This is a genomic window from Mesorhizobium sp. Primo-A (genome assembly GCF_003997175.1).
Lineage (GTDB): Bacteria > Pseudomonadota > Alphaproteobacteria > Rhizobiales > Rhizobiaceae > Mesorhizobium > Mesorhizobium ciceri.
The window spans coordinates 412,150-438,778 of the sequence record NZ_RZTG01000001.1; the positions used below are offsets into that span (position 1 = coordinate 412,150).

27 protein-coding genes are annotated in these 26,629 nt (G+C 62.0%); 20 read left to right on the plus strand and 7 right to left on the minus strand.

The window, feature by feature from the left end:
* The first annotated feature begins 4 nt into the window (after nt 1-4).
* From EOC83_RS01905 to fae, 6 genes are all read left to right on the plus strand, one after another.
* On the plus strand, nt 5-898 hold the full coding sequence (locus EOC83_RS01905) for an NAD(P)-dependent methylenetetrahydromethanopterin dehydrogenase (RefSeq protein WP_013532031.1): 894 nt from the start codon (nt 5-7) through the stop codon (nt 896-898).
* A gap of 13 nt (nt 899-911) precedes the next feature.
* On the plus strand, nt 912-2,006 hold the full coding sequence (locus EOC83_RS01910; protein WP_063167856.1) for an ATP-grasp domain-containing protein: 1,095 nt from the start codon (nt 912-914) through the stop codon (nt 2,004-2,006).
* Nucleotides 2,003-2,959 carry a methenyltetrahydromethanopterin cyclohydrolase gene (gene mch / locus EOC83_RS01915; RefSeq protein WP_024504391.1) on the plus strand — a complete coding sequence of 319 codons (957 nt, stop codon included), beginning with the start codon at nt 2,003-2,005 and terminating at the stop codon, nt 2,957-2,959. The genes EOC83_RS01910 and mch overlap by 4 nt, the downstream gene beginning before the upstream one ends.
* A gap of 230 nt (nt 2,960-3,189) precedes the next feature.
* Nucleotides 3,190-4,041, plus strand: coding sequence for a RimK family alpha-L-glutamate ligase (locus tag EOC83_RS01920; protein WP_224619548.1), 852 nt, complete (start codon nt 3,190-3,192; stop codon nt 4,039-4,041).
* A 14-nt stretch (nt 4,042-4,055) separates the two neighbouring features.
* A complete protein-coding gene (locus EOC83_RS01925) occupies nt 4,056-4,913 on the plus strand; it encodes a triphosphoribosyl-dephospho-CoA synthase (protein WP_318011922.1) in 858 nt (285 codons plus the stop codon).
* A 149-nt stretch (nt 4,914-5,062) separates the two neighbouring features.
* The gene (fae, locus tag EOC83_RS01930) at nt 5,063-5,569 is read left to right on the plus strand and encodes a formaldehyde-activating enzyme (protein WP_013532036.1); all 507 of its coding nucleotides are present in this window, start codon (nt 5,063-5,065) and stop codon (nt 5,567-5,569) included.
* Between the two features lie 137 nt (nt 5,570-5,706).
* Here the strand turns inward: fae and EOC83_RS01935 are convergent, their stop codons facing one another.
* Nucleotides 5,707-6,405 (minus strand): HisA/HisF-related TIM barrel protein, encoded by a 699-nt coding sequence (locus tag EOC83_RS01935; protein WP_063167854.1) that lies wholly within the window; start codon nt 6,403-6,405, stop codon nt 5,707-5,709.
* Nucleotides 6,406-6,449: 44 nt separating this feature from the next.
* On the opposite strand from EOC83_RS01935, the gene EOC83_RS01940 reads away from it, so the two are divergent.
* The gene (locus EOC83_RS01940; protein WP_024504387.1) at nt 6,450-7,487 is read left to right on the plus strand and encodes a hydantoinase/oxoprolinase family protein; all 1,038 of its coding nucleotides are present in this window, start codon (nt 6,450-6,452) and stop codon (nt 7,485-7,487) included.
* A gap of 20 nt (nt 7,488-7,507) precedes the next feature.
* Here EOC83_RS01940 and EOC83_RS01945 read toward each other — a convergent pair whose 3' ends face one another.
* Genes EOC83_RS01945 through EOC83_RS33145 form a run of 4 tightly spaced genes read right to left on the minus strand, consistent with a single transcriptional unit; the run spans nt 7,508 to nt 11,874 of the window.
* A complete protein-coding gene (locus EOC83_RS01945) occupies nt 7,508-8,098 on the minus strand; it encodes a DUF447 domain-containing protein (protein ID WP_063167853.1) in 591 nt (196 codons plus the stop codon).
* Nucleotides 8,099-8,102: 4 nt separating this feature from the next.
* Nucleotides 8,103-9,497, minus strand: a complete 1,395-nt coding sequence (locus tag EOC83_RS01950; RefSeq protein ID WP_063167852.1) for a DUF6513 domain-containing protein — start codon at nt 9,495-9,497, stop codon at nt 8,103-8,105.
* Nucleotides 9,490-10,041, minus strand: a complete 552-nt coding sequence (locus tag EOC83_RS01955; protein WP_013532041.1) for a flavoprotein — start codon at nt 10,039-10,041, stop codon at nt 9,490-9,492. Before EOC83_RS01955 ends, EOC83_RS01950 begins: the two co-directional genes overlap by 8 nt.
* A 3-nt stretch (nt 10,042-10,044) precedes the next feature.
* Entirely contained in the window at nt 10,045-11,874 is a 1,830-nt protein-coding gene (locus EOC83_RS33145; protein ID WP_082826446.1) for a (5-formylfuran-3-yl)methyl phosphate synthase, read from the minus strand.
* Between the two features lie 250 nt (nt 11,875-12,124).
* Here EOC83_RS33145 and EOC83_RS01970 point away from each other — a divergent pair, with 250 nt between their 5' ends.
* From EOC83_RS01970 to EOC83_RS01995, 6 genes are read left to right on the plus strand one after another with little or no spacing between them, the layout of a single operon-like run.
* The gene (locus EOC83_RS01970; RefSeq protein WP_063167851.1) at nt 12,125-13,354 is read left to right on the plus strand and encodes an ABC transporter substrate-binding protein; all 1,230 of its coding nucleotides are present in this window, start codon (nt 12,125-12,127) and stop codon (nt 13,352-13,354) included.
* 21 nt (nt 13,355-13,375) lie between these two features.
* Nucleotides 13,376-14,347 carry a YVTN family beta-propeller repeat protein gene (locus tag EOC83_RS01975; protein ID WP_013532045.1) on the plus strand — a complete coding sequence of 324 codons (972 nt, stop codon included), beginning with the start codon at nt 13,376-13,378 and terminating at the stop codon, nt 14,345-14,347.
* A gap of 29 nt (nt 14,348-14,376) precedes the next feature.
* On the plus strand, nt 14,377-14,820 hold the full coding sequence (locus EOC83_RS01980; protein ID WP_013532046.1) for a hypothetical protein: 444 nt from the start codon (nt 14,377-14,379) through the stop codon (nt 14,818-14,820).
* Between the two features lie 57 nt (nt 14,821-14,877).
* Nucleotides 14,878-15,666 (plus strand): ATP-binding cassette domain-containing protein, encoded by a 789-nt coding sequence (locus tag EOC83_RS01985; protein WP_063167850.1) that lies wholly within the window; start codon nt 14,878-14,880, stop codon nt 15,664-15,666.
* A gap of 35 nt (nt 15,667-15,701) precedes the next feature.
* Nucleotides 15,702-16,538, plus strand: a complete 837-nt coding sequence (locus EOC83_RS01990) for an ABC transporter permease (RefSeq protein ID WP_050580490.1) — start codon at nt 15,702-15,704, stop codon at nt 16,536-16,538.
* Between the two features lie 53 nt (nt 16,539-16,591).
* Nucleotides 16,592-17,167, plus strand: coding sequence for a hypothetical protein (locus EOC83_RS01995; RefSeq protein ID WP_244514294.1), 576 nt, complete (start codon nt 16,592-16,594; stop codon nt 17,165-17,167).
* A gap of 16 nt (nt 17,168-17,183) precedes the next feature.
* Here EOC83_RS01995 and EOC83_RS02000 read toward each other — a convergent pair whose 3' ends face one another.
* Nucleotides 17,184-17,384 (minus strand): hypothetical protein, encoded by a 201-nt coding sequence (locus EOC83_RS02000; protein WP_013532050.1) that lies wholly within the window; start codon nt 17,382-17,384, stop codon nt 17,184-17,186.
* Between the two features lie 201 nt (nt 17,385-17,585).
* Nucleotides 17,586-18,524, minus strand: coding sequence for a LysR family transcriptional regulator (locus EOC83_RS02005; protein ID WP_013532051.1), 939 nt, complete (start codon nt 18,522-18,524; stop codon nt 17,586-17,588).
* A 123-nt stretch (nt 18,525-18,647) separates the two neighbouring features.
* Here EOC83_RS02005 and EOC83_RS02010 point away from each other — a divergent pair, with 123 nt between their 5' ends.
* From EOC83_RS02010 to cbbX, 7 genes are read left to right on the plus strand one after another with little or no spacing between them, the layout of a single operon-like run.
* Complete coding sequence (locus EOC83_RS02010; protein WP_013532052.1) at nt 18,648-19,694, plus strand: class 1 fructose-bisphosphatase; 1,047 nt, start codon at nt 18,648-18,650, stop codon at nt 19,692-19,694.
* A gap of 8 nt (nt 19,695-19,702) precedes the next feature.
* Entirely contained in the window at nt 19,703-20,575 is an 873-nt protein-coding gene (locus EOC83_RS02015; protein ID WP_013532053.1) for a phosphoribulokinase, read from the plus strand.
* A gap of 10 nt (nt 20,576-20,585) precedes the next feature.
* A complete protein-coding gene (gene tkt / locus EOC83_RS02020) occupies nt 20,586-22,598 on the plus strand; it encodes a transketolase (protein WP_063167849.1) in 2,013 nt (670 codons plus the stop codon).
* 11 nt (nt 22,599-22,609) lie between these two features.
* Nucleotides 22,610-23,689, plus strand: coding sequence for a class II fructose-bisphosphate aldolase (gene fba / locus EOC83_RS02025; protein ID WP_063167848.1), 1,080 nt, complete (start codon nt 22,610-22,612; stop codon nt 23,687-23,689).
* 21 nt (nt 23,690-23,710) lie between these two features.
* Nucleotides 23,711-25,204, plus strand: a complete 1,494-nt coding sequence (locus EOC83_RS02030) for a ribulose-bisphosphate carboxylase large subunit (protein ID WP_013532056.1) — start codon at nt 23,711-23,713, stop codon at nt 25,202-25,204.
* 18 nt (nt 25,205-25,222) lie between these two features.
* The gene (locus EOC83_RS02035) at nt 25,223-25,657 is read left to right on the plus strand and encodes a ribulose bisphosphate carboxylase small subunit (RefSeq protein ID WP_013532057.1); all 435 of its coding nucleotides are present in this window, start codon (nt 25,223-25,225) and stop codon (nt 25,655-25,657) included.
* Nucleotides 25,658-25,664: 7 nt separating this feature from the next.
* Nucleotides 25,665-26,603: a CbbX protein gene (gene cbbX, locus EOC83_RS02040; protein WP_013532058.1), complete on the plus strand. Its 939-nt coding sequence runs from the start codon at nt 25,665-25,667 to the stop codon at nt 26,601-26,603.
* Nucleotides 26,604-26,629 lie beyond the last annotated feature (26 nt).

Genomic DNA, 26,629 nt, shown 5'->3' on the forward strand with positions numbered 1-26,629 from the left:
AGAAATGGCCCGCAAACACATCCTGCACATGCTGACACCGTTGAAGCAGATGAGCCCCTTCGACGTGAACATGGCGCTCGACGCAGGTTTCGACGCCGTCGTCCCCTATGTCGATGTGGGCCTGGCCGAAGTGACGGGACTGGTCCAGGACGCGATCTTTTCACGCCCGCCGGATGCGGGTGTCGACACCGGCATCTTCATCGCCGGGAAGGATGCCTCGTTGGCGCTCGACATGTTCGACGCCGCGAAGAAGGCGATGGTGCCGCCTTTCCAGGTTTCGGTATTTGCCGATCCAGCCGGCTCGTTCACCACAGCCGCGGCGATGGTGGCCAAGGTCGAAAAGGCGCTGGAGAAGAAATTCCAGCGTGCGCTCAGGGATACGAGAGTGGCTGTTTTCGGCGCCACCGGCGTCGTCGGCTTCTGCACCGCCGTCATCGCGGCAGGGGAAGGTGCCCGGGTCACACTTGTCGGCCATGACGGCATCGAACGGGTCAAGCAGATCGCGGCCGAGATCGAAAGCAGGTTCCACCTCACCGTCGATGCGGCTGACGGATCGAGCGACGCCCGCAAGACAAAGCTGGTCGAAGCCAACGAAATTATCCTGGCTTGCGCCAAAGCTGGCGTCCAGGTGGTCTCCAAAGCCCAATTGAAAGGCAATGACCTGCTTATTGCGGCCGACGTCAATGCCGTTCCCCCGGCCGGCATCGAAGGATTGGCCGTCAATGCCAATGGTGATCCACTCGATGCGGCAAAAGCTGTCGGCATTGGTCCGCTTGCCATCGGCAATGTCAAATATAAGGTCGAATTCGGTCTCTTCAAAAGAATGATCGAATCCGAAAAGACGATCACGCTCGGTTTTCAGGAAGCGTTTTCCCTTGCACGCGAGATTGCCAAGTAACGCCGGATCTCTTTTGATCGCGGCAATTTCAGGCCGGGGGCTGGCCGCCGCCGCGCGTCGCGCCGGCTATCGTCCGCTGGTCGCCGATTTCTTTTGCGATACGGACACCGTCGCGCTCGCAGAACGCGCGACAATGCTGCCAGGCGACCTGCAAGGAGGCATCGACGGCGAGCGCATCATCGACACGCTTCGGCGATTGGCTGGCGACGACCTGCCGGCCGCCATTGTCCTGGGCTCAGGGTTTGAGCGGATGCCTGAGACCGTGGACAAAATCGCGCGACACTTTCGGCTCGCCGGCAATGGCGGCGCCGCGATCCGCAGGATCAAGGATCCGCAGTTGCTGGCCGATGATTGTGCCGAACTCGGCATCCCGCATCCGCAACTGCGATGGGACCAGCCGCCTGACCCGGAGAACTGGGTGGTCAAGACCGCGGGCGGCGCCGGCGGCGGACACGTCAGACGAGCAGCCGGAGAAAGCCCGACCGCCGGCCGCTACTTCCAGCGCTTCGTTGCCGGTCGCAGCATCTCGGCCCTGTTCGTCGGCAATGGTCAAACCGCGCACCTCGTGGGTTTCAGCCACCAATGGACGTCTCCCGCCCCCACAGCGCCCTATCGCTACGGCGGCGCCGTACGGTTGAGACGCTTCGATCGCAGACAGGCGGCGGTCATCGGCGGCTGGCTCTCAAGTCTGACGCGGCGCGCCGGCCTGCTTGGATTGTGCAGCGCCGATCTGATCCGTGGACCAGATGGCTACACGTTCATCGAGATCAATCCGAGGCCGGGCGCCACCCTCGACATTTTCGACGATGTTGACGCGCCATTGATCGAAGCGCATCTGCGCGCCGCGACGGGTCAGGTCTTCCGCTTGCCGCGCTTCGTCGATTCGATGGCGTCGATGGTGACCTACGCCGCGACGCCAATCACTCACTTTCCGTCGATTGCCTGGCCTGAATGGACAGCGGACCAACAGTCGGCTGGCACCCGTCTGATTGCCGGCGACCCTGTCTGCACGGTCTTCGCGCGCGGTCCGAGCGCCCAATCGACCAAGCGGCTCATCAAGGGACAAGCCAGCCAATTGCAACTCCAATGGGAAGGAGACCGGACATGAAAGACGGTTCGGCATTCCTGAACGACAATGCACAGCGCATCGTTGACGGCATGATCGGCGACGCCGAACGCCTGCGTATCGTCGTTTCCAGGGGACCATTGGGCGAGCGCCTGATCGATGCCGGCGCCAAGACCGTCGGCAGCGTCGAGGCCGGGATGCGCATGGCTGAGGCTGCGATGGGCGGTCTCGGCAGCGTTTCGGTGTTCATGGATCGCGCGTCACAGCAATGGCCGTTCACCGTCGAAGCGCGATCTTCGCAGCCGGTGCTGGCCTGCCTGGGCAGCCAGTATGCGGGCTGGAACCTGTCTGGCCAGGACTATTTTGCGATGGGATCTGGGCCTGCGCGGGCCCTCGCCCGGGTCGAACCGCTGTTCGAAACACTTTCCTATCACGACATCGCATCTTCCGCGGTGCTTATCCTTGAGACGGCCGAACCGCCTCCCCGCGCGACCGTTGAGAAAGTGAGCAAGGCAACTGGACTGGCGACGGAAAAGCTCACCTTCCTCTATGCGCCGACACAAAGCCTTGCCGGCGGCGTGCAGATCGTGGCGCGCGCGCTCGAGGTTGCCCTGCACAAGATCAACGATCTCAAATTCCCGCTGGAAAACGTTGTCGACGGCATCGGAACGGCGCCGATCCCCGCCCCCCATCCGGATTTCCTGACCGCTATGGGCCGAACCAACGATGCCATCATCTATGGCGGCAGCGTCCAGCTCTTCGTCAAAGGATCGGCGAAGGAGGCTGGCAAACTCGCGGAAAAACTTCCCAGCAGCGCCTCACGGGACTACGGCCAACCCTTCGCCGAGATATTCACGCGGTTCAAGGGCGATTTCTATGCCATCGACCCGTTGCTGTTCAGCCCGGCTGAAGTGATCGTGACAGCGATCGAAACCGGCGATACTTTTCGCGCCGGTCGGCGTGATCTGAAGATGCTCGAACGGAGTCTCGGCTAGGGCATGGCGGTGCAAAGGGATTCGTCTGTCATTCGCCCGCCCGGCGACTGCCTTCCGTGCAGCCCTGCCGCGGACGCTGCCATGAGGGCCTGGAATCGCTCGCGCCGCCGACATTCCCGCACCCGAGAGGCCACATGATCCCTCGCATCCTGATCGTCAGCGACAAAGTGGACACCGGCTCCAACGGCCTGGCGGCAGGACTTGGTCGGGGGGGCGCCGCCGTTACAGCCGTGCCGCTGGCGGCGATCGCATTCGATACCAGCAGCCCGAGCGGACTTGCGATCCCCGGCTTCGGCGGCACGCTGCCCGACGCCGTGCTCGTCCGTTCGATCGCCGCCGGATCGTTCGAAGCGGTTACCCGGCGCCTCGGGGTGCTGCACGCGTTAAGCAGACTGTCGGTTCCCGTATGGAATTCCGCGCAGGCGATCGAGCGCTGCGTCGACAAGTCGATGACGACATTCCTCCTGAAAAATGCCGGCCTGCCTACGCCACGCACCTTTGCCGTAGAAGGACTTGCCGTCGCCGAGGAGGTCGCGGCGCAAGAGCTTCCGCGGGGACCGCTGGTGCTGAAACCATTGTTCGGGGCGCAAGGCCGCGGCATAAAGCTGATCCGCACGTTCTCGGACCTGCCGGCCGCAGAAGAGGTGAACAGCGTCTACTACCTTCAGCAATATGTGTCGCGTGCCGGTCCGCCTTTCCGGGATTTCCGCGTGTTTGTCTGCGCCGGAGAGACCGTGGCGATGATGAGCCGCATCAGCGACGACTGGATCACGAACGTCAACCGGGGTGGCGTGCCGGAACAGGTTTCCGAACATGGCAAGGCGGAACTGGCATCGCTGGCCGTCGCTGCGTCAGCCGCGGTCGGCGCGGATTTTGCCGGCGTGGACATCGTGCGGGCTGACGACGGCAATCTGTTCATACTCGAAGTGAACAGCATGCCCGCATGGTCGGGATTGCAGTCGGTGGTCGCCGTGAACATCGCCGAAGCAATCGCCGATGCCTTGCTGAAACTTCTGGCCGACCGCGCCGAGGCGGCCGCCGCACCGCGGCCCTACCGTTTTGCCGCGCCTGCGAATTCGTGAGGGCGGGCAAGGTGGTGCTTTCGCGTGAACGCCTCCGGGCCAGCTATAAGAATGCCTGCAGGATGGAGATCGAAGCCCTAAAGCCGGGCAACGTCCATCTGTTCGCCGACGGACACGGCATGTCCGCCGCCCAGTTCATGACAAGTGCGGAGGTTTCCTCCGGGCCGCTGACCGATCCTCGTCTGCCGGTCGGGCAGCGGATGCTGGAGGCGGTGCGCGCGACACGACTGGCGGTCGCAACCAATACCAATCTCGGAATCATCCTTCTGGCAGGGCCTCTGATATGCGCCGCCGAAATGGGCGGTGACAGACTGCGTGACAATCTCGATTCGCTGCTTCGGGCTTTGAGCGTGCAGGATACCAAGGCGGTATTCGAGGCGATCGTCACGGCCGCGCCAGGCGGCCTCGGAGAAGCCGCCAACGATGTGCGGCAGGAGCCGAAGGTCCATTTGCTGGACGCGATGAGGGAGGCTGCCGACCGCGACATGATCGCTCGCCAGTACAGCAACTGTTTCGGCGACGTGTTCGGGGTCGGGCTCGCCGCGCTGGATGGAGCGTTGGCACGTGAAGAAGACGGCATGTGGCCGACGGTGTTCGTCTACATGGCGTTTCTCGCCGGCTTCCCCGACAGCCATGTGATGCGCAAGCACGGCGTTCACGTCGCAAATCAGGCGCGGCAGGAAGCCGTTGCCGTTCAGGCGGCGCTCCATGCCGAGGGCGACGAACCGTCGCGCATTCGTCTGCTCATGGAGTTCGACCGCCGGCTGAAGGCCGACAACATCAACCCCGGCACCTCGGCCGACCTCACCGTGGCTACTCTTTTAGTCCACACCCTCGCCCTCACCTTGCATAATCGCGGCGTTGGTGCTTGACTTCCAAAAGCGGAAGCTGTGCTTCCGCGGCTATCTAGCCAACCGGTCCGGGCAAATCCGGACGCTGCCAACAAGGATAGCTGTCCATCGAGCGCCTGCTCGGTTGCAGCGTCCGTGGACATCATAATTGTGTCTTGGAGGAAATTGGCATGGCAAAAATATCAAAGGTTATGGTCGGTGAATCGCTGGTGGGAGACGGCAACGAAGTCGCGCATGTCGACCTGCTCATCGGCCCGCGGGGGAGCGCGGTCGAAACGGCATTTTGCAACGCGCTTACCAACAACAAGGACGGCTTTACTTCGCTTTTGGCGGTGATCGCGCCCAATCTTCAATGCAAACCCAACACCGTGATGTTCAACAAGGTCACGATCAAGGGTGCCAAACAGGCGGTCCAGATGTTCGGCCCGGCGCAGCACGCCGTGGCAAAGGCCGTGCAGGACAGCGTTGCGGACGGGACCATTCCGGCCAACGAAGCAGACGACGTGTTCATCTGCGTCGGGGTATTCATCCATTGGGACGCGGCGGACGACGCCAAGATCCAGAAATACAATTACGAGGCGACAAAGGAAGCCATCCAGCGCGCCGTTGCAGGAACCCCGACCGCCGCCGAAGCAACGGCCCAGCGCGACAAGGTCAAGCATCCGTTCGCAGCCTAGACAAGAGACAGCCCCGCACAGGAAAAACCCTCTTCTGAGACGGATGGTCTGTTGCGCCGGCTGAAAAAGGTTCTGGGCTTTTGAAACGTCAGCTCCCGAAGGGCGCACGCCCTTCGGGAGCTGACGAGCAACGACGATCAGGCGCCGAGTGACGCGAGGTGGCCGGGCGTGAGCGTAGCGTTGTGCAATGAGGTTGCGACCAGTGCCGCGGCGACGCCCATGGCGGACAAGGCCCTGATGTCGTTCTCGTCGCGGACACCGCCGGCCGCAATGACAGCGCGATTTCCGGCCTTGGCCTTGACCTCCTGCAACCGCCCGAAGTCGGGACCGGCGGCCGCACCGACCTTGGCCAGCGTCATGACAATCACCTTTTGCGGCCAAAGCTCGGGCTCATCGAGAAGAGAACGCGGCCCGCAAAAACTATCGCCGACGAAATCAAGGGACAGGATGAGATCGGGATGATCGCGAAAACGCCGCAGCAACATGTCGTCTCGCTGCGATTCAGAGCCCAGAACAGGAGACAGCGAGCGTTCGGCAAGCGCCGCCAAAAGTGTCTTTTCGTCGGCCACGCCGGCATCGACCCAAAGTTCCGGCGGCTCCGCCATCGTCCTCAGCCGGGCGAGTGCGTCGCTGTTTGGCGCTCCGCCTTCGATAGCGTCCAGATCTGCGATGTAGAAGGTGGAAAAAGGATAAAGCCCACGCAGTCCTTCAGCGACCGCGACCACATCAGGGCTTCGGCTGAGCGGCGTAACGATCGGCCTGTAGCGATCGCGTTTTCCCTGCTGGGCGCGAACCACCACGCCGTCTTTCAGGTCGAGAACCGGAATGATACGCAACGCTTTTTCACCGACCAATTGCCCCCGTCATGAAAGCTTGAAGCGTGGAAAAAAGAAAGGGCATCATTGCCGGTTTCGACATTGGCGGCGCGCATCTGAAGGTGACCCGCGCACAAGACGGTCGCATCGTCGAGGCGGTAACGATCGCAACGCCGCTCTGGCAAGGGTTGGACAAGCTGGCTTCAGCCCTCGACGAAACGGCTCCGATCTACGCGGGTGCGGATCTCAACGCATTCACCATGACGGGCGAACTGTCGGACATCTTTCCGTCCCGCGATGCCGGCGTGGCGGCTCTGCTGGGTCAGATTTCCACCCATTTCCCCGCAGACAAAAAGCTGGTCTATGCCGGACCATCCGGTTTCGTCGGAGTCGAGCGGGCAGCGCAGCTGACCGCCGATGTGGCTTCCGCCAATTGGCACGCGACAGCCTTGTTGGTGGCAAAACTCGCCGGCGATGCCCTGTTCGTCGACATGGGCTCCACCACCACCGATATTATCGCCATCAAGAACGGCGCCGTGGCCAATGACGGCTACACCGATGCCGGACGGCTTCTAACCGGCGAATTGGTCTATACCGGCTTTACCAGGACATTCCTGTTCGGCGTAGCCTCGTCGGCTCCCGTCCATGGCAGGCTAACGCCGCTGATGAACGAATATTTCGCCTCGATCGCCGACGCTCACCGCATCCTGGGCGTGCTCGACGAGGACGACGACAGGCACCCTCCCGCCGACGGCAAGGAAAAGACTGTGGACGGCTCGATCGCGCGGCTGGCGCGCATGGTGGGGCGCGACGCCACCGACCTCACCCCGCCGGAATGGGGTGAAGTCGCGCGCTGGTTCAGCGAGCAGCAACTGCGCAAAGTGCACGATGCAGCGGCGCTGGTTGCCGGAACCCTGTCTCGGGATGTCCCGATCGTCGGCGCCGGAAGCGGTCGCTGGCAGATCAGGCGGCTGGCCGAACGCATGGAACGCAGTTACGTCGATTTCGCCGACATCATCCCCGCCGATGACACTGTTCGCGGGCAAGCGAGCAGCGCGGCACCTGCGTCCGCAGTGGCGCTTTTGGCGGGATATCCTTCGTAAGCAGGTTGCGGCGCTCGCGCCTATGCTCGCGAGTCCTCGCTATCCGAACCTTTGGCGGTCAAGTGATCGCTGACACGCTGCATCAGCCAGCCCCAGGCTTCCTTTTCACCGTCGCCTGCCGTCTTTTCGATGGCGATCGAAAGGTAGGCGATTTCCGCCTCGATCTTGTTGCGCGGCAGCATGCCGAGCCGGCTGACCAGGATGGCCAGCTCAAGCACCGCCGCCTTGGCTCGGTTGAGGCCGGTGAACGGCGCGAGCGTTTCCTCCCGCACCACGCGGCAGAAATGGCGGGGGCGCACACCATTGTCATCGACCGCCCGGACTTCGAGGCCCGAATACGCCAGCGCCGCCTCGAGCCTCGGCACCGGGAACCCGTCAACCGGAACGGTTGGCCAATGCTTGCGGCCTGTCAGGCAGCCGGCAAAGACACGCGCGTCGTCAGTATAATTGGCGATGGCGAACGGCACTTCGGCGAGATTGTCGAGCGTGACCGACGGCCGGAACGGCGCGATAACCCAACCGTCATTCTCGGCAATGATGCCAATCGGCGCGATGTGGACGTTGCCTGCCTTATTGACCGTCGTGATGATCGATTCGCGAATGTAGGGCATGGTCCTAGCGCTCTTTCCTTGCGCGGAGCGTCTTGCCCGGCTCGGCAAGACGGGTACGGTCGGTTTCGGGTGCCGGCGCGGCAACGCCCCATGCGAGCGGCTCGTCCTGCACATAACGCTTGCCGAGCCGCCACGCGATCTCCGCCTTCATCAGTTCCGCGCCGAGGTAAAAAGCGTGTGCGCCGTCGGCGTTGACGTCCAGCCAGGCAAAAAGTTCGAACGCATCCGTGGCAACCGCATGCCCTTTGCTATTGAAAACATGGATGCCGTCCTCCGCTACCGCGATCCGGAAGTTGGCATCGCGCACCTGGGCCGCCAATGCCTCGATATCGTCGGTTGAGGCTGTGAAAGGCTTGCGATCGTGGACCTGCAACAGGCCTGGGTGATAGCCGCGCGGCAACGCGCCGTCCGTGCAAGCAGCCAACATGACGCGGCGGGCGATATCGTGCTCCTCGATCGTCCGCACCGTGTGTGGGCTGACATGCACCGTCAGCACGTTCCGGATCCGGAGTTCCGAGCAGAGCCCCGCTAGCACGGCTGTAACGCCGGAACTGTCGGCGTCGGTCAATTCGGTGAGATTGCCGGTGCCCATCAGCAATTCGATGTCCGGCCAACGGCGCCGCGCCTCGATGAAGCGCCCGAGTGAAACGGCGAAGCCGAAATGGATCGGGTCGAGCACGGGATCGGCAATGAAGGCGACGCCGGCCTTTTGTGCCGCGGTAATCGCCCGGCCGAGCGAATCCAGATCGCCGGGGATGGAGGGTATCAACACTGCCGTAGCCCGATGGTCGAAGATCAACGGCAGCGTGTTCTCATCGAGGCTGAGAAGATAGTCCGCGCCGGCGTGCGCACCGATCGACAGTTCGTCTGCGCTGGCCGAATCGACGCTGACCACAAACCCCTGTGCCTTGAGTGCCCGCACTGCCTCAGCCAGCAACGGAAACGGCGTCTCCGGCAGGCAGCCCAGATCGATGACATCCGCGCCGGCCGCAGCCAGCATCGAGGCCCTCGCCATCAGGGCCTCGACCGACAGCATCGGCGCATCGACGATCTCGGCGAAGATGCGCATATCGTGACGCGTCAGATCCGGCGGTTTGCCCGCCCGGCCAAGGAAGGCCGGAAGGTCGGCGATCTCGTCGGGGCCGCGCACAAAGGGCACGCCGAAATGCTCCGACAGGTGTTCGATGTTTCCCCGATAGCGTCCGGGCAGGATGACGCGGTCGACGTCTCCTGTCAGAGTGAGCCGACGCTTCACGATGTCCTCGCTCATCAGCGCGGCGACCTTGACGCCGACGTCGACGATTTCCCACACGAATTCGGTTCTGCCCAGCCCGGTCAGCAGCCGTTCCAGCCGCGCCTTGGCCAGATGGCCGGTAAGAAAAACCAGCCGCTCAGCCATCGCTTGCGAGTTCGGCCTGGCGCCGTGTGAGCGAGGCTTCGAGATCAGCGAGCGACTCGACCACCAGGGTCCGCTCGAAACTCTTCAACTGTTTGGTATTTTCCAGGTCGATCCTGCGCGGATAGACCTTGACCAGTCCGTGCGGTGCCTGGGTTTCGAGTTCCGGCGCAGTGTCGCAAGCAAAGACGATGGCTGGCACACGGCACTTTCCCGCTTGGGCAAAGACATTGGTGGCGAGCGTGTCGGAAATGCCATGCACGCATTTGGCGACCGTGTTGGACGTGGCCGGCGCCACCACGACCGTGTGATAGACACCGTGGTAGAATTCGCCGACCGGGATCGCGCTTGCGGTCTTGTCGTGCAGCACGCGCGTCGTCTCCGGGAAATCAAGTTTAAGCTTGTACATGCGCAGCACTTCGTTGGCGGCCTTAGACACGAAGACATCGCAATGTTCGAGCTGGCGAACAAGTGCGAAGCTCTCCGTAAAAAAATGCCCGGAACCCGTCAAAACCCACGCCCAGCGCGGCACATGCAGCTTCACCATCGGCTATCCCGCCTTCTTTGCCGACGACCCTGTTGAAGCCACTATCCGGATGCCGGGCAGCTTGCCCGACGCGAGCATCGCGCTGGCCCCGGCAGCATCCTTCGGACCGGCGAGATGGAAATCGATGCCGTCGGGCAGCATGGCGGCAAAGCCTGGGTCGACAATGCCTCGGGCCCTCAGGCTGTCAGCGGTATCGCTGTCGAAGAATGCACCGGTCTGCTTGACAAGCAACAGCGCGTTTGCGCCAAGCTTGCCGGCAAGCCAGGCGGCCAGAGAATCGGAGGTAATGTCCCAGGAGGCCGGAACATCCAGCGCCGGCAGTGCCAGTGACGACGGCAGCCACACCGGAACCTTCCCCGCCTCCAACACTCGCCCGATCTCGTCCAGCGACCGTGCCGGCGCCAGCCTTTCGTCCCGGTCGAGGATGACATGGCCGAACTGCTCCATGGCCAGGATCGCCATGGCATGAGCGGCGGTGTCGGAAAACTCCATGCTGGTCTGCGTCTCGCGCACATGGTCGGCAAAGAGCCCGCCGCCGGGCACGATGACGATCGGCAGCCTGGAACCCGCCAGCGCTGCGATCCAGCTCTTCATCTCCGCCGCATGGGCCGTGCTGCCGCCAAGCTTGACGATGGCCCGTCGAAGCATTTCGGGGCGCTCCTGGCGCGGCCGGAAAACAACGCTTCGGTCTTTTCGGCCAGCAATGCCGGAGGCAGCACCGCGTCCCGCCGATTGGCGCTTGCGTTCGATCTCAACGCCGACGCCGCCAGGGCCGAGCTCGAGCTTTTCCACCCTAACCGTGACGCGCACGACACGCTGGTTCTCCAGCACGTGCGCTGCCACCTGCTCGGCCAAAGCCTCGCTGAGCTGGATATGGCCCCGCGCGACGATGGTGCGAATGCCGTCCATGATGATGTCGTAGGAGAACACATGGCGCATGTCCTCGGGATGGTCGGTGATTTGCAGCACATCGGCGATCACATCAAAGCGCACTTTTTGAGTATGGCCATGCTCGAAGCTGTAGGCACCGATCTGGACCGGCAGAACAAAATCCCGCACAAAAATCCTGTCCGTGCCCAGTGTCGGGTCGGTGTCCGGCGAATAGCCTCTCGCTGCCAACAGGCGATAGTCGATACTCGATTGATCGCCGGTCCCGGATTCCGCTGGGATCAACTCGCGAATCTGCGAGACCGCCTCGGCGCTGATCGAACTCGTGCGACCGGAATGGCCACACAGCGCCCCCCGAAAGCCGAGAAAATCGGGAGCGAAAGGCAATAGGCGCGGAATATCCGGAGCTTCCAGCGATCCACTCAGGCCGACCATCAGACCGAGCGATTTCGTTCGATCGACGAATCCCGGAATACGCTCCGGCGGCAGATGATCGAGCAGCCGGCCCTTCCCCTTTTGCGCGGTATCAACCATCACGCCGTGGAAGCGATGCCTGGCGAACATCGGCAGAAGCTCGAAGTCCGGCGCCAGATCGGCAAACAGCACGGCAATCAGCTTCGTTCGTGCGGCGAGCGGTTCAAGCGCCTGTGCGCAGGCAGAGATATTTGCCGAAGGAAAAAATCCGATCTTCACATAGTCGACGCCGGTCGCCGCGATCTCTTCGGCCTTGATGCGGATCGTTTCGGGTTCCATCGGCAGGTCGCCGCAGACAGCGCTGACCGGAGCCCGACCCGCGATGAAAGAGATCGTTCGGAGCATAGTTTCCATGGACACCGCGCCCAGGGCTCCCGCCTTCGGGTCCTTCAGGTCGACGATATCGACACCTCCAGAAAGAGCGATCTCCGCCTCTTCGATGCCGGTGACGCTTGCCAGCATTCTGGTCATTTGAACAGTTTCTCCAGTTTGGAGGACAAGACGCTTTTATAGAGGCGGTCGATCCCCCTGCGCCACGTCTCGCCGGTGTTGCCATGCGAATCGATGCTGGCGACCTTCCGCACCGTTCTGGCAGGCGCGAAAAGTCGTCCTATAGGGTTTGATAAATTTTGCGGGTCGGCTAAGTTGATCATGGGCACCTTGACTTGGCGCGGGTCCGGCAACCGTCGAACCTCTGCGCAAGAATGGGTAATTACTATCGATGACGAGCGCGGTGCCAGGCACTCTCGCTGCCTTTTTGTGCTTTTTTTCCCTGACCGTCAACGTTTCCGACGCGACAGGCCAGGAAACGGTGGCGAAGCCGGAAAAAAAGATAACTGAAATCAAGATAGGCTATTTGCGGGCCTACGCACCGCAATTGACGCTTTCCATGCTCGACCTGCCGCCACGTGACGAAGGTGTCGCCGGCGCCGAGGTGGCGATCGGCGACAACAACACGACGGGAAAGTTCACCAACCAGAAATTCAGCCTCGACGTGACCGAGGTCAAGCCCGACGGCGACGCGGTTCAGGCATTCGAAGGCATGATCGCCAAGGGCGACCGCTATGTGGTCGCCGATCTTTCAGCCAAACAATTGCTGTCGATCGCCGACATCGCCCGCGACAAAGGCGTGCTGATCTTCAACGTCGGCGCCACCGACGACAGCCTTCGCGAGGAGGACTGCCGCATCAACGTTTTCCATATCGCGCCGACGCGCAGCATGCTGGCCGACGCGCTGGCGCAGTATCTCATGGTGAAGAAGTGGCCGAATTGGGTGCTGCTCTATGGATCGCATGAGCAGGATCATCTCTACGCCGATGCGCTGCGCCGCGCGGCAACCCGCTTCGGCGGCCAGATCGTCGCCGAGAAGGAATTCAAGGATACCGGCACAGCCAGGCGCACCGACACCGGCGCCACGCAGATACAGCAGCAGATTTCCGTGTTCACGCAAGACGTGCCGGAGCATGACGTGGTGCTTGTCGCCGACGAAAGCGAGGTTTTCGGCACCTACGTGCCCTACCGCACCTGGACGCCGCGGCTGGTCGCCGGCACGGCCGGTCTGGTTGCATCGTCATGGCATCCCGCCAGCGAACAATGGGGCGGCATCCAGATGCAGAGCCGCTTCCTGAAGACGACGAGCCGGCGGATGCTCTCCAAAGACATGTCGGCCTGGACCGCGGTGCGTGCGGTCGGCGAGGCCACCACGCGCACCAAGGGCGACGATGCGAAAAAGATCAGCGACTATATACGCTCTGACGATTTTTCGGTTGCTGCTTTCAAGGGGCAGAAGCTGACCTTCCGCAAATGGAACCTCCAGCTTCGCCAGCCGATCTTGCTTGGCGACACCAAGTCGGTCGTCTCGACATCGCCACAGGAGGGCTATCTTCACCAGGTCTCCGAACTCGACACTCTCGGTGTCGATCAGCCGGAAACGAAGTGCGCTCTCAAGTAGAGTCAATCGGGAGGAATTTGCGTGCAGAAACGAGCTTGCGCATTCGCCATTCTCGCGGCCGGCTTCACGGCCAGCCCGGCATCGGCCTATACGGCTTACGTGTCCAACGAGAAGGACAACACGATGACCGTCGTCGACACGGCGACGATGCAGGTGGTGAAGACCGTCGAAGTCGGCCAGAGACCTCGCGGCATCACCATCTCGCATGACGGCAAATTCGTCTATCTATGCGCCAGCGATGACGACACGATCCAAATCATCGACACCGCGACACTTGAAATCGTCGGTACGCTGCCATCCGGCCCCGATCCCGAATTGTTCGTCCTCTCGCCCGACGGCAAGACGCTTTATGTCGCCAATGAGGACGACAATCTCGTCACCGCCATCGACGTCGAAAGCAAGCAGGTCCTGGCCGAGATACCAGTCGGCGTGGAGCCGGAAGGCATGGGTGTCAGCCCCGACGGCAAGACCATGGTCAACACCTCGGAAACCACCAGCATGGCGCATTTCATCGACACCGGCACGCATGAGGTGACGGACAATGTGCTGGTCGACACGCGCCCTCGCTTCGCCGAATTCAAGCCCGACGGCTCGCAGGTCTGGGTCAGCGCCGAGGTCGGCGGCACCGTCAGCGTCATCGACAACGCCAAACGCGAAGTGGTGAAGAAGATCCAGTTCGCGATTCAGGGACTGCGGGCCGAAACCATCCAGCCGGTAGGCATCGCCATCAGCGCCGATGGCAAGAAAGCCTATGTCGCGCTCGGCCCGGCGAACCATGTCGCGGTGATCAATACCGACACTTATGAGGTGGAAAAATACATCCTCGTCGGCCAGCGCGTCTGGCATCTGGCCTTCACGCCCGACCAGAAAACGCTGATCACCACGAATGGCAATTCCAACGATATCACCTTCATCGACACGGCCACCGACGAGCCGGTCCAATCGCTCACTGTGGGCCAGCAGCCCTGGGGTGTGGTCATTTCGCCCAAATAGCAGACATTGATCATCGGGAGGCTCAAGACATGAAACTTTGCCGTAGGTTTTTCTTCGCCGCGCTCGCCGGATTTGTCCTTGCTCCGATCGTAGCAAACGCCGACGATGCGACGTCAAAACCGTCGCGTGCCAGCAAGAACCTGCCGGAATTGATTATCGGTTCGGCCGATTCCACCTATGCGGTCAATCAGAAGGACTTCGAGCTGATCGCCGGCCAGGGCTATCGCTGGAAGATCACGTCCAAGGGCGGTTTCGAGTACAAGTTCGTGACCGATCTCTTCCGCAATGTCTGGATGGACCAGATCGTCATCAACGATTTGGAAGTGCATATGGACGGCGGACCGGCCTGGCTGGAATTCGACGACGCGGGAACGATCCAGGTGCAGTTCCATACCGTTCGCCCGGGCGAATATACCTGGTCGGTTCCCGACCTTGCCGACAAGGGACTGAAGGGCAAGATTACGATCAAGTAAGACAAAAGGCGATCAGGGGCGCCAATAGGCCAACGCGTCCTGAAGGAGCGATCCGGTATGCAGCATATGAGGACAAGCGGACCGGGAGACGAGGTGGCGGCGCTCGATGTCCGAGCCGTCAGCCATTCCTATGGCCAGAAGCGGGCGCTCAACGACGTCTCCTTCTCGATCGCGCCGGCGACTTTCACCGTTCTGCTCGGCCTCAACGGGGCCGGCAAGACGACGCTGTTCTCACTGATAAGCCACCTCTACGACACGCGTCACGGATCGATCCGCATCTTCAGCCATGACATTCGCCGCGCGTCCGGCGAAGCACTCAGGCGGGTCGGCATCGTGTTCCAGGCACGCACGCTCGATCTCGACCTCAGCGTCTACCAGAATCTCTCCTACCATGCCTCGTTGCATGGCATTGGCGGACGCGAAGCTCGCCAGCGCATTGCCGCGCTGCTGGAAACGGTCGACATGCAGGGCCGCCAGCATGACAAGGCACGCAGCCTCTCCGGCGGTCAGATGCGGCGCATCGAAATCGCCAGGGCGCTGCTGCACCGACCTTCCCTGCTCCTGCTTGACGAGGCGACCGTCGGCCTGGATATCGAATCTCGCGCGGGCATCCTCGCCACCATCCGCAAGCTCGTCCAAGCAGAGGGCATCGGCGTGCTCTGGGCCACGCATCTGATCGACGAAGTCGAAGACGCCGACCATGTCATCATACTGCGGCGGGGTGACCTGGTCGCCAGCGGCAAGGTGTCGGATGTGATCCGTGCGAACGGCGGAAGTTCGATTCGCGAAACCTTTTCGAAGCTCAGCCGCGTCGATGCGGCGGGCATGACGGAGACGTCGCCATGAGCGCCCCTTCGATGCCCGGAAAGGTCGCCGGCATCATGCCGGTGCGGTCCGAGCCATTCGGCCTGCGCCACTATCTCATTTGCCTGAAAGGCGTCGTCCTGCGCGAGTGCCTGCGCTTCCTGCACCAGCGCGAACGCTTCATTTCCTCGCTGGTCCGGCCGCTGGTCTGGCTGTTCATCTTCGCGGCCGGCTTTCGCCAGGTGCTTGGCGTGTCGATCATCCCGCCCTACAAGACCTATGTGCTCTACGAGGTCTATATCACGCCGGGCCTTTGCGGCATGATCCTGCTGTTTTCCGGCATGCAGTCTTCACTGTCGATGGTCTACGACCGCGAGATGGGCAACATGCGCATCCTGCTGGTCAGCCCGTTTCCGCGCTGGTTCCTGCTGGTGTCGAAGATGCTGGCCGGTGTGGCCGTATCGATCGTGCAGGTCTACGCGTTCCTGATCGTTGCCTGGTTGTGGGGCGTCAAAGCGCCGCCACTCGGCTATCTCTATGTTCTGCCGGCACTGTTCCTGTCGGGCATGATGCTTTGCGCGCTCGGCATGCTCTTGTCTTCGCTGATCAAGCAGCTTGAAAACTTCGCCGGCATCATGAACTTCGTCATCTTTCCCGGCTATTTCGCGTCTCCGGCGCTGTATCCCTTGTGGCGCATCCAGGAGGCGAGCCCCCTGCTCTACAAGATCTGCCTCTGCAACCCGTTCACCTATGCCGTCGAACTGATCCGTTTTGCCTTCTACGGGCAGATCGAATGGCTGTCGCTGGGCGTCGTCGCCGGCTGCACGCTGCTGTTCCTGGGCGGCGCCATCATCGCATACGACCCTTCGCGCGGTTTGGTGATCCGCAAACAGGACATGGGAGGAAACGCCTGATGGCGCGAATGAGACTTGTTCACACTCTGGTTCTGGTCACCACGCTTGCGTCGATGGAGGGCGCCGCCGCGGCAAACACCGATCCCGACTGGCCCTGCATGCAGCGTAAGGTGCCACAGCTCTCGCTTGGCCAGATCTGGAATGGGCCGGAGCTTCCGGCGACCGCGAAGGATTGGGCGAAGGATCCAGGCGTGTCGGCGCTTGTCGATGCTGTGGCGGCCCGGCGGACGCCGATTGCACAAGCCCAGAAGGAGATCAAGGATTTCGCGACTTCCCTACCGCCCGAGCAGGTCGCAACCAAAATGACGATGCTGGTGCAGGGAATGTTCGATCACATGGACGCCGAGCGTTCGCACGTGATCTCCGGCATCTCCCGCTATGCCCACAAACAGCTGGAAATGGCGGCACAGTTGCGCAAGGAAGCATCCGAAGTGGACGCGCTGCGCGCCAAGGCCGATGCGGATCCGGACGAAGTAGAACGGCGAACCGATCAACTGAATTTCGCGACGCGAATTTTCAACGAACGCGTCCAGTCGCTGACTTATGTCTGCGATGTGCCGACGATAATCGAGCAGCGGCTTTACCAGTTGTCGAAGACTGTCTCGGAAACGCTCATCGTGAAGAAATAGACCTTGGCCGCCTGTCTCACGACTCTCTGCCAGGCAGCACACGCCAGCGCTGCACGAAATAACCGGGATGCGTCTCGATCCACCTTGCCACCAGCGGCTGCGCCTGCATGAAGGCAGTCCCGGGATTCATCGCCAGACCGTCTACCATTTCCTCGCGTTGTTCGCAGGTCCGCGGTCCATCCGTCAGGCAGACCATCATAACGAGTGTGTAAAGCATTACCCCTTTTCCCCATCGAATTCCCGAACCCATACCCGGGAGAGTTCCGAACAGTCTGCAGGGGTTGCACATACAGATCGCTTACGGTGTGAAAGGACGTGGCCCCCGCTCTTTCGCACTGCAACATAACATATCGCTTATATAATACCAACGAGCGCGGGCGTTCTCCACCGGACTTTCATCCGTTGCGCTCGTGCAGTGTCATCCAGCCTTGTCTGGATACAGCTTTCCGAAAAGGGGCAGGTACATTGCGCCCTTGCGCATCAGGAAATCGTTGAATGTGGCCATCGCCGGCGAGATTGCGTGATCGGTTCGCATCACCGAGAACCATTGTCGGCGGATCGGCATGCCGACAACGTCGAGGATGACAAGCCGGCCTGCCTCGGTTTCCGCAGCGATGGTGTGAGCAGAGATGAAGGCGATGCCCAGACCAGCCATCACCGCCTGCTTGATCGTTTCGTTCGAGGCCATCTCGACACCGAGGTCGTCGATGCGCCCAGGCACGTCGCTCAGGAATATTTCCAACGAGATACGGGTTCCGGAGCCGGGCTCGCGAATAAGGAAATGCTCCTCGGCAATCCGCTCCTTGGAGATATCGCGCGCCGCCACCAAGGGATGGTCGGGCGGCGCGATGATGACCAGCGGATGATCACCGAAGACCGAAGCACGCACCGGAACCTCTTTCGCCGGACGCCCCATCAGCGCGATATCGATGTCGTGGTTCCTGAGGTTGTCGATCGTCTGGGCACGATTGCCGATGGCAAGCCGCATGTCGATGTCGGGATGGTCCTTCATGAACGCAGCCATCAGCCGCGGCGCGAAATATTTGGCTGTGGAAACGACGCCGAGCCTCAAGCTGCCGGTGCGTACGCCCTTGATGGCATCCATCTTGTCTTCGAGCAAACCGAGATGCTCCTCGATAACCTGCGCTGTCTCGACGAAAGCCAGACCTGCGGCAGTGGGACGCATGCCGTCCGACGTTCGGTCGAACAGAGCCAGCTGGAATTCTTCCTCCACTTGTCGCAGTTGGATTGTCAGCGCTGGAGGAGACAGGCCTAACATCTTGGCTGCGCTGACAATTTTGCCGCACTTGATGATTGCCTGGACGGTCTTGAAATGCTTGAGCGTGAGGTTTCTCATGTCGCATACTAAGTTATTTTTACTGACCAGGTAAAGTTATTGAATTTTACTTATCGTGTGACGTTTGTTTCCATTCCTCCAGTCCAGCCGCTCCGAGGAGATGCGGCCGGAGGGGAGGTTACGATGCCAGCGGCAACGCTCGACGCTTTTCTGAACTCCTATCTCGGCCAGCCAGACGAATTCCGCTCGGCCGTTGTGACGACCGTCCGTCAGTTGACACAGGCCGCCATCAAGGTCCGCAACACCATCAACCAAGGGGTGCTCGGCGCCGCCTTTGCCGAGACCCGTGGCGCCAATGCCGACGGCGACGTCCAGAAGGATCTCGACGTCTTCTCCGACGACATCTTCCTCGACGCCATGCGCCGTGCGCCGGTGGCGCTTTACGCCTCCGAGGAGCTGGAGCAGCCAGTCCTGCTCGACAGGCAAGCGCCACTCGCCATTGCGATCGACCCGCTCGACGGCTCTTCCAACATCGACACCAACGTGTCGATCGGAACGATCTTCTCGCTCCTGACCGCAACTGGCGCGCCGGACGCTGATCCGGCCGCCTCTTTCTTGCAGGCGGGCGTGAACCAGCTAGGCGCCGGTTTCTTCATCTATGGGCCGCAGCTGGCACTCGTCCTGTCGCTCGGCAGCGGCACGCATGTCTTCGTCTTCTCGACAAGGCTCGGCACCTTCGTCCAGGCCTATGAAAGCCGGATCATTCCGCAACGCACTCAGGAGTTCGCCATCAACGCCGCCAACTACCGGCACTGGGACGAGGCTGTGCGGCTCTATGTCGACGACTGCCTGGAGGGCACCGAAGGACCGCGCGAGAAGGATTTCAACATGCGCTGGATCGCCTCTCTGGTCGCCGACTGTTACCGCATATTGATGCGCGGCGGCGTTTTTCTCTACCCCGGCGATCGGCGCAAGGGCTATGGTCAGGGACGGCTGCGCCTCGTCTACGAGGCCAACCCGATCGCCTATCTCATAGAGCAGGCTGGTGGTGCCGCCACCGACGCGATCACCCGCATCCTGGAAATCGAGCCCGAGAGCCTGCATCAGCGCGTGCCGATGATCTTCGGGTCGGCGCGGGAAGTCGCGCGCATCACGCGCTACCACACAGAGCCGAGCAACATCGGTGAGCGTGCGCCGCTGTTCAGCCGCCGCGGCCTGTTCAGAGCCTGAGCTGCACCATGTCAGCCAAGCACCCCATCATCACCATCACCGGGTCGTCGGGCGCCGGCACGACCTCGGTCAAGCGCATCTTCGAGCTGATTTTCCGGCGCGAGAACATCGAGGCCGCTTTCATCGAAGGCGACGCATTTCACCGCTACGACCGCGCGGCGATGAAGGCAAAGGTGGCCGAGGAGGAAAAGGCCGGCAACCCGAACTTCACCCATTTCAATGCCGCGGCCAACGAACTCGGAATTCTCGAAGAGGTGTTCGCGGAATATGGCCGTCGCGGAACCGGCAAGACCCGCACCTACATTCATGATGAGGAAGAGGAAAAGCAGCACGGCACGCCACCGGGAACCTTTACCGAATGGCGCGAATTCGCTCCCAGCGACCTGCTCTTCTACGAGGGGCTGCACGGCTGTGTCGTCACCGACACGATCAATCTGGCCAAGCATGCGGATCTCAAGATCGGCGTCGTGCCGGTCATCAATCTCGAATGGATCCAGAAGATCCATCGCGACCGTTCGACACGCGGCTATTCCACCGAGGCGGTGATGGACGTGATCCTGCGCCGGATGCCCGACTATGTCCGCTACATTGTCCCGCAATTCTCGCAGACCGCCATCAACTTCCAGCGCGTGCCGATCGTCGATACGTCCAACCCGTTCATCGCGCGCTGGATTCCGACACCCGACGAATCGATGCTGGTTATCCGCTTCGCCAATCCGCGCGGCATCGATTTTCCGTATCTGCTGTCGATGATCCACGACTCGTTCATGTCGCGGCCAAATTCCATCGTGGTGCCAGGCAACAAGCTCGATCTTGCCATGCAGCTGATCCTGACGCCGCTCATCCTGCAATTGGTTGAACGCAAGAGCCGTGTGTCGTGAGGAGGATGCAATGACCAGCCAAACAGCACTGAAGCCCGTCACCACAACCGCTCTCGTCTCTGAGCGCGACATGGCGAACGCCATTCGCGCGCTGGCGATGGACAGCGTCCAAAAGGCGAATTCGGGTCATCCCGGCATGCCGATGGGCATGGCCGATGTCGCAACGGTGCTGTTCAACCGCTTCATCAATATCGATCCGTCGAGACCGGACTGGCCCGACCGTGACCGTTTCGTGCTTTCAGCCGGCCACGGCTCGATGCTGCAGTACGCGCTGCATCATCTGCTCGGCTACGAAGACATGCAGGTCGAGGAATTGCAGCGATTTCGGCAGCTGGGCAGCCGCACCGCCGGACATCCGGAATACGGCCATGCGCTTGGCGTGGAGACCACCACCGGACCGCTTGGACAGGGCATTTCCACGGCGGTCGGCATGGCGCTGGCGGAACGCATGCTTGCCGCCCGCTACGGTGCCGATCTGGTCGATCATCATACCTATGTGATTGCGGGCGACGGCTGCCTTCAGGAGGGAATCAGTCACGAGGCGATAGATCTCGCTGGTCACCTGAAGCTTTCCCGCCTGATTGTCTTCTGGGACGACAATGCGATTTCCATTGACGGGCCGACCTCCCTCTCCACGTCGATGGACCAGCCGGCGCGCTTCAAGGCCGCCGGCTGGGATGTCCAAAGTGTCGCCGGGCACGACATGGCAGCAGTCGCCGCGGCAATCGAGGCGGCGCGGCGGTCGGATCGGCCATCGCTGATTGCCTGCCGCACAGTGATCGGCATGGGTGCCCCCAATCTCGGCGGTTCGGAAAAGACGCACGGCGCACCGCTGGGTGAAGCAGAGATCGCCGCGACACGCGAAAACATCGGCTGGGCCCACGCGCCGTTCGAGGTGCCGGATGATATCCTTTTCGCCTGGCGCGAGATTGCCGGTCGCGGCGAAGCGATGCGGCGCGCCTGGGAGCAGCGGCTTGCCGCCTCGCCGCGACGCGAGGCTTTTGAAAACGCCGTCGCCGCCGAACTGGCCGACACGGTCTTCGACGCGCTCGAAGCCTTTCGTCGCGAACATGTCGAGAAGGCAACCAAGGTGGCGACGCGAAAAGCCTCCGAAATGGTGCTGGAGGCCATCAACGGCGCAACGGAATTGACCGTCGGCGGCTCGGCCGATCTGACGCACTCGAATCTGACGATCACCAAGGGCATGAACCGCATTGCGCCGAGTGACTATGCCGGCCGCTACATTCACTACGGCATTCGTGAACACGGCATGGCGGCCGCCATGAACGGCATCGCGCTGCATGGAGGGTTCGTGCCCTATGGCGGTACGTTCCTGTGCTTCGCCGATTATGCGCGCGGCGCGATGCGGCTCTCGGCGCTCATGGGCCAGCGCGTCATCTATGTGATGACACACGATTCCATCGGCCTCGGCGAGGACGGCCCGACGCACCAGCCGGTCGAGCACCTGGCGATGCTGCGTGCCACGCCCAATCTCAACGTCTTCCGTCCGGCGGATGTCATCGAAACGGCGGAGTGCTGGGAACTCGCGCTGAAGAGCAAGGATCGGCCGAGCGTGCTGGTGCTGTCGCGCCAGAACCTGCCGATGCTGCGTCGGTCGCACAGTGACGAGAACCGCTCCCGCCAGGGTGCCTACGTCCTGCGCGAACCAGCCGAGCACCGTGCCGTCACCCTGATCGCCACCGGCTCGGAGGTCGAGATCGCGGTTGCTGCCGCCGAAAGGCTGGAGACCGAGCATGGCGTCGCCGCCGCCGTCGTGTCGATGCCGTGCTGGGAGCTTTTCGAGGAGCAGGAAAGAGCCACCCGCAAGGCCGTCCTCGGCTCGGCGCCGCGCGTCGCGGTCGAAGCGGCAGCCCGGCTGGGCTGGGACCGCTGGATCGGCGAGACCGGCGCTTTCGTCGGCATGACCGGCTTCGGCGCCAGCGCCCCTGCCCCCGACCTCTACCGGCATTTCAACATAACGTCCGAAGCGGTTGCTGCAGCGGCGCTGAAGCTCATCATCTAGGAGGATTCACAATGGCTCGCATCACCCTTCGCCAGCTTCTCGACCATGCCGCCGAGCACGGCTACGGCGTACCGGCATTCAACATCAACAACATGGAACAGGGCCTCGCCATCATGGAAGCGGCCAAGGCCTGCGACGCGCCTGTCATCATCCAGGCTTCGCGTGGCGCCCGGACCTATGCCAACGACATCATGCTGGCCAAGATGATGGAGGCGCTGACCGAAATCCACCCAACCATCCCGCTATGCATCCATCAAGACCACGGCAACAGCGAGGCCACCTGCCTTTCCGCGATCCGCCACGGCTTCACCTCGGTGATGATGGACGGATCCTTGATGGCGGACGCCAAGACGCCGGCAAGCTACGACTACAACGTCGCCATAACCGAACGCGTCGCACGTATGGCGCATTGGGTCGGCGCTTCCGTCGAAGGCGAACTGGGCGTGCTCGGCTCGCTGGAAACCGGCCAAGGCGAGGCCGAGGATGGCCACGGCGCCGAGGGCGCGCTCTCCCACGACCAGCTCCTGACCGATCCCGATCAGGCGGTCGACTTCGTGACCGCAACCCAAGTCGACGCGCTGGCGATTGCCTGCGGCACCTCGCACGGTGCCTACAAATTCACCCGCAAGCCGGACGGCGACATCCTGGCCATGCAGGTGATCGAGGCGATCCACGAGAAGCTGCCCAACACGCATCTGGTCATGCACGGCTCTTCCTCTGTGCCGCAGGAGTTGCAGGACATCATCAACAGATACGGCGGCGAGATGCCCCAGACTTTTGGCGTCCCGGTCGAGGAGATCGAGCGCGGCATCCGCTACGGCGTGCGCAAGGTCAATATCGACACCGATTGCCGCATGGCCATGGCCGGGCAGTTCCGCCGCGTCGCGACGGAAGACCCGCGCGAGTTCGATCCCCGCAAATTCCTGAAGCCCGCCATGGATGCCTTGCGCGACCTTTGCCGGGACCGCTTCGAGCGTTTCGGTACGGCGTCCAACGCCTCGAAGATCAAGGTCATCGCCATGGACGAGATGGCGAAACGTTACGCCGCGGGAAAACTCGACCCCCAAATCGCAACCGCGAAAGCCGCCTGAGCAACAAACAGGAGACCTGTCATGAACAAGATCGACATACTGCCAGCGGGGACGCTCAAGGAAGGCAAGGAGCGCTACAAGTCAGGGGTCATCCCCTACAAGAAGATGGGCTACTGGGAGCCTGACTACAGGCCCAAGGAAACCGATCTGATCGCCATGTTCCGGATCACGCCGCAACCCGGTGTCGACCACGAGGAGGCGGCAGCCGCCATCGCCGGTGAATCCTCCACCGCGACGTGGACCGTGGTGTGGACCGACCGGCTGACAGCTTGCGAGCTCTATCGCGCCAAGGCGTTCAGATCCGAGCCGGTGCCGAACACCGGTCCCGGAACCAAGACCGAGCAACAGTACTTCGCCTACATCGCCTACGACCTCGACCTGTTCGAGCCGGGCTCGATCGCCAACCTGACCGCATCGATCATCGGCAATGTGTTCGGCTTCAAGGCAGTCAAGGCGTTGCGGCTGGAAGACATGCGTATCCCGGTGGCGTATCTCAAAACCTTCCAGGGGCCGGCGACCGGCATCGTGGTGGAGCGTGAGCGGCTCGACAAGTTCGGCCGGCCGCTGCTCGGCGCAACGACGAAGCCGAAGCTCGGCCTGTCGGGACGCAATTACGGGCGCGTCGTTTATGAAGCGCTGAAGGGCGGCCTCGACTTCGTCAAGGACGACGAGAATATCAACTCGCAGCCCTTCATGCATTGGCGCGACCGCTTCCTCTACTGCATGGAGGCCGTGAACAAGGCGTCGGCCGCCACCGGCGAGGTCAAGGGCCATTATCTCAACGTCACCGCCGGCACGATGGAGGAGATGTACGAGCGCGCCGAATTCGCCAAGCAACTTGGCTCCTGCATTGTGATGATCGATCTGGTCATCGGCTACACGGCGATCCAGTCGATGGCCAAGTGGGCACGCCGCAACGACATGATCCTGCACCTGCACCGTGCCGGCAACTCGACCTATTCGCGCCAGAAGAACCACGGCATGAATTTCCGCGTCATCTGCAAATGGATGCGCATGGCCGGCGTCGACCACATCCATGCCGGCACGGTGGTCGGCAAGCTGGAAGGCGACCCGCTCATGATCAAGGGATTTTATGACACGCTGCGCGAGGAGCGCACGCCGCAGAACCTCGAAACCGGGCTGTTCTTCGATCAGGAATGGGCCTCGCTCAACAAGGTGATGCCCGTTGCCTCGGGCGGCATCCATGCCGGCCAGATGCACCAGTTGATCCACTATCTCGGCGAGGACGTCATCCTGCAGTTCGGCGGCGGCACGATCGGCCATCCGGACGGTATCCAGGCAGGCGCGACGGCCAATCGCGTCGCCTTGGAAGCGATGATCCTGGCCCGCAACGAGGGGCGCGATTATTTGCGCGAAGGGACCAAGATCCTCGAACAGGCGGCCAGATGGTGCACGCCGCTGAAGGCTGCCCTGGAGACCTGGAAGGACGTCACCTTCAACTACGAATCGACCGACACGGCCGACTTCGTGCCAACCGCAACGCCCAGCTTCTAGACGAAAGGAACCGTCGTCATGATGACCAATCCGGGAAACAAGGTCACACAGGGGCAGTTCTCGTTCCTGCCCGACCTGACCGACGAGCAGATTTCGGCGCAGATCAAATACGCGCTGAAGAACCATTGGGCGGTCAGCGTCGAGTACACGGACGATCCGCATCCGCGAAACACCTATTGGGAAATGTACGGCAACCCCATGTTCGACTTGAAAGATCCGGCGGGCATACTGCTCGAGGTCAATGCTTGCCGGAAAGCCTGTCCGAACATGTATGTGCGGGTAACCGCCTTCGATTCGACCAAAGGCTGGGAAGCGCCGCGCATGTCGTTCATTGTCAACCGGCCGCCCAGCGAACCCGGGTTCCGGCTGCTGCGCCAGGAGCGTGACGGCCGCAGCCAGGGTTATTCGATCGTGCCTTATGCGACCGACAGGCCCGAAGGCGAGCGGAGCTAGCCGAACCATGCTGAACGCGATGACAAAGGACGCTGCCGCACAAGACGCGACGGTTGATCTGCAGGCCGAGTTCGAGGCGTCCAACATCGACGAGGTGATGGACAAGCTCGACCGAGAACTCGTTGGCCTGAAGCCGGTCAAGACCCGCATCCGCGAGATCGCCGCCCTCCTCCTGGTCGACCGGCTTCGCCGCAGGTTCGGACTGACATCGGGCGCGCCGACGCTGCACATGAATTTCACGGGAAATCCTGGCACCGGAAAGACCACGGTGGCGCTGAGGATGGCCGAAATCCTGCATCGTCTGGGTTATGTCCGCGAAGGCCACATGGTCGCCGTGACTCGCGACGATCTCGTCGGCCAGTATGTGGGCCACACCGCGCCCAAGACCCGCGAGGTGATCAAGCGTGCCATGGGCGGCGTGCTTTTCATCGACGAGGCCTACTATCTCTACAAGCCAGAGAACGAACGCGACTACGGCCAGGAATCGATCGAAATCCTGCTGCAGTGCATGGAGAACAACCGTGACGATCTGGTTGTGATCCTTGCCGGCTACAAGAACAAGATGGACCGCTTCTTCGACAGCAATCCCGGCATGCGTTCGCGCATCGCCCACCACCTCGATTTCCCTGACTATGGCGTCAGCGAACTGAAATCGATCGCCGAGATTATGCTCGCGGAGCAGAATTATCGCCTCAGCGAGGCGGCGTCCCAGGCGCTCGAAGAGTATCTTCCGATCCGCATGAGGCTGCCGCATTTCTCCAACGCGCGTTCGGTTCGCAATGGGCTCGACCGGGCGCGGCTGCGGCAGGCCAACCGGCTTTTCGCATCGCGCAGCCGGGTGTTGACCAAGGCCGATCTTATCACCATCGAGGAATCCGACATTCGCGGCAGCCGCGTGTTCGCGGAAGGGAAACTGGAAGGCGAACCGGAGACGAAGATGCGCTGACACGACGAAGCGGCCGGCGCAGCGAC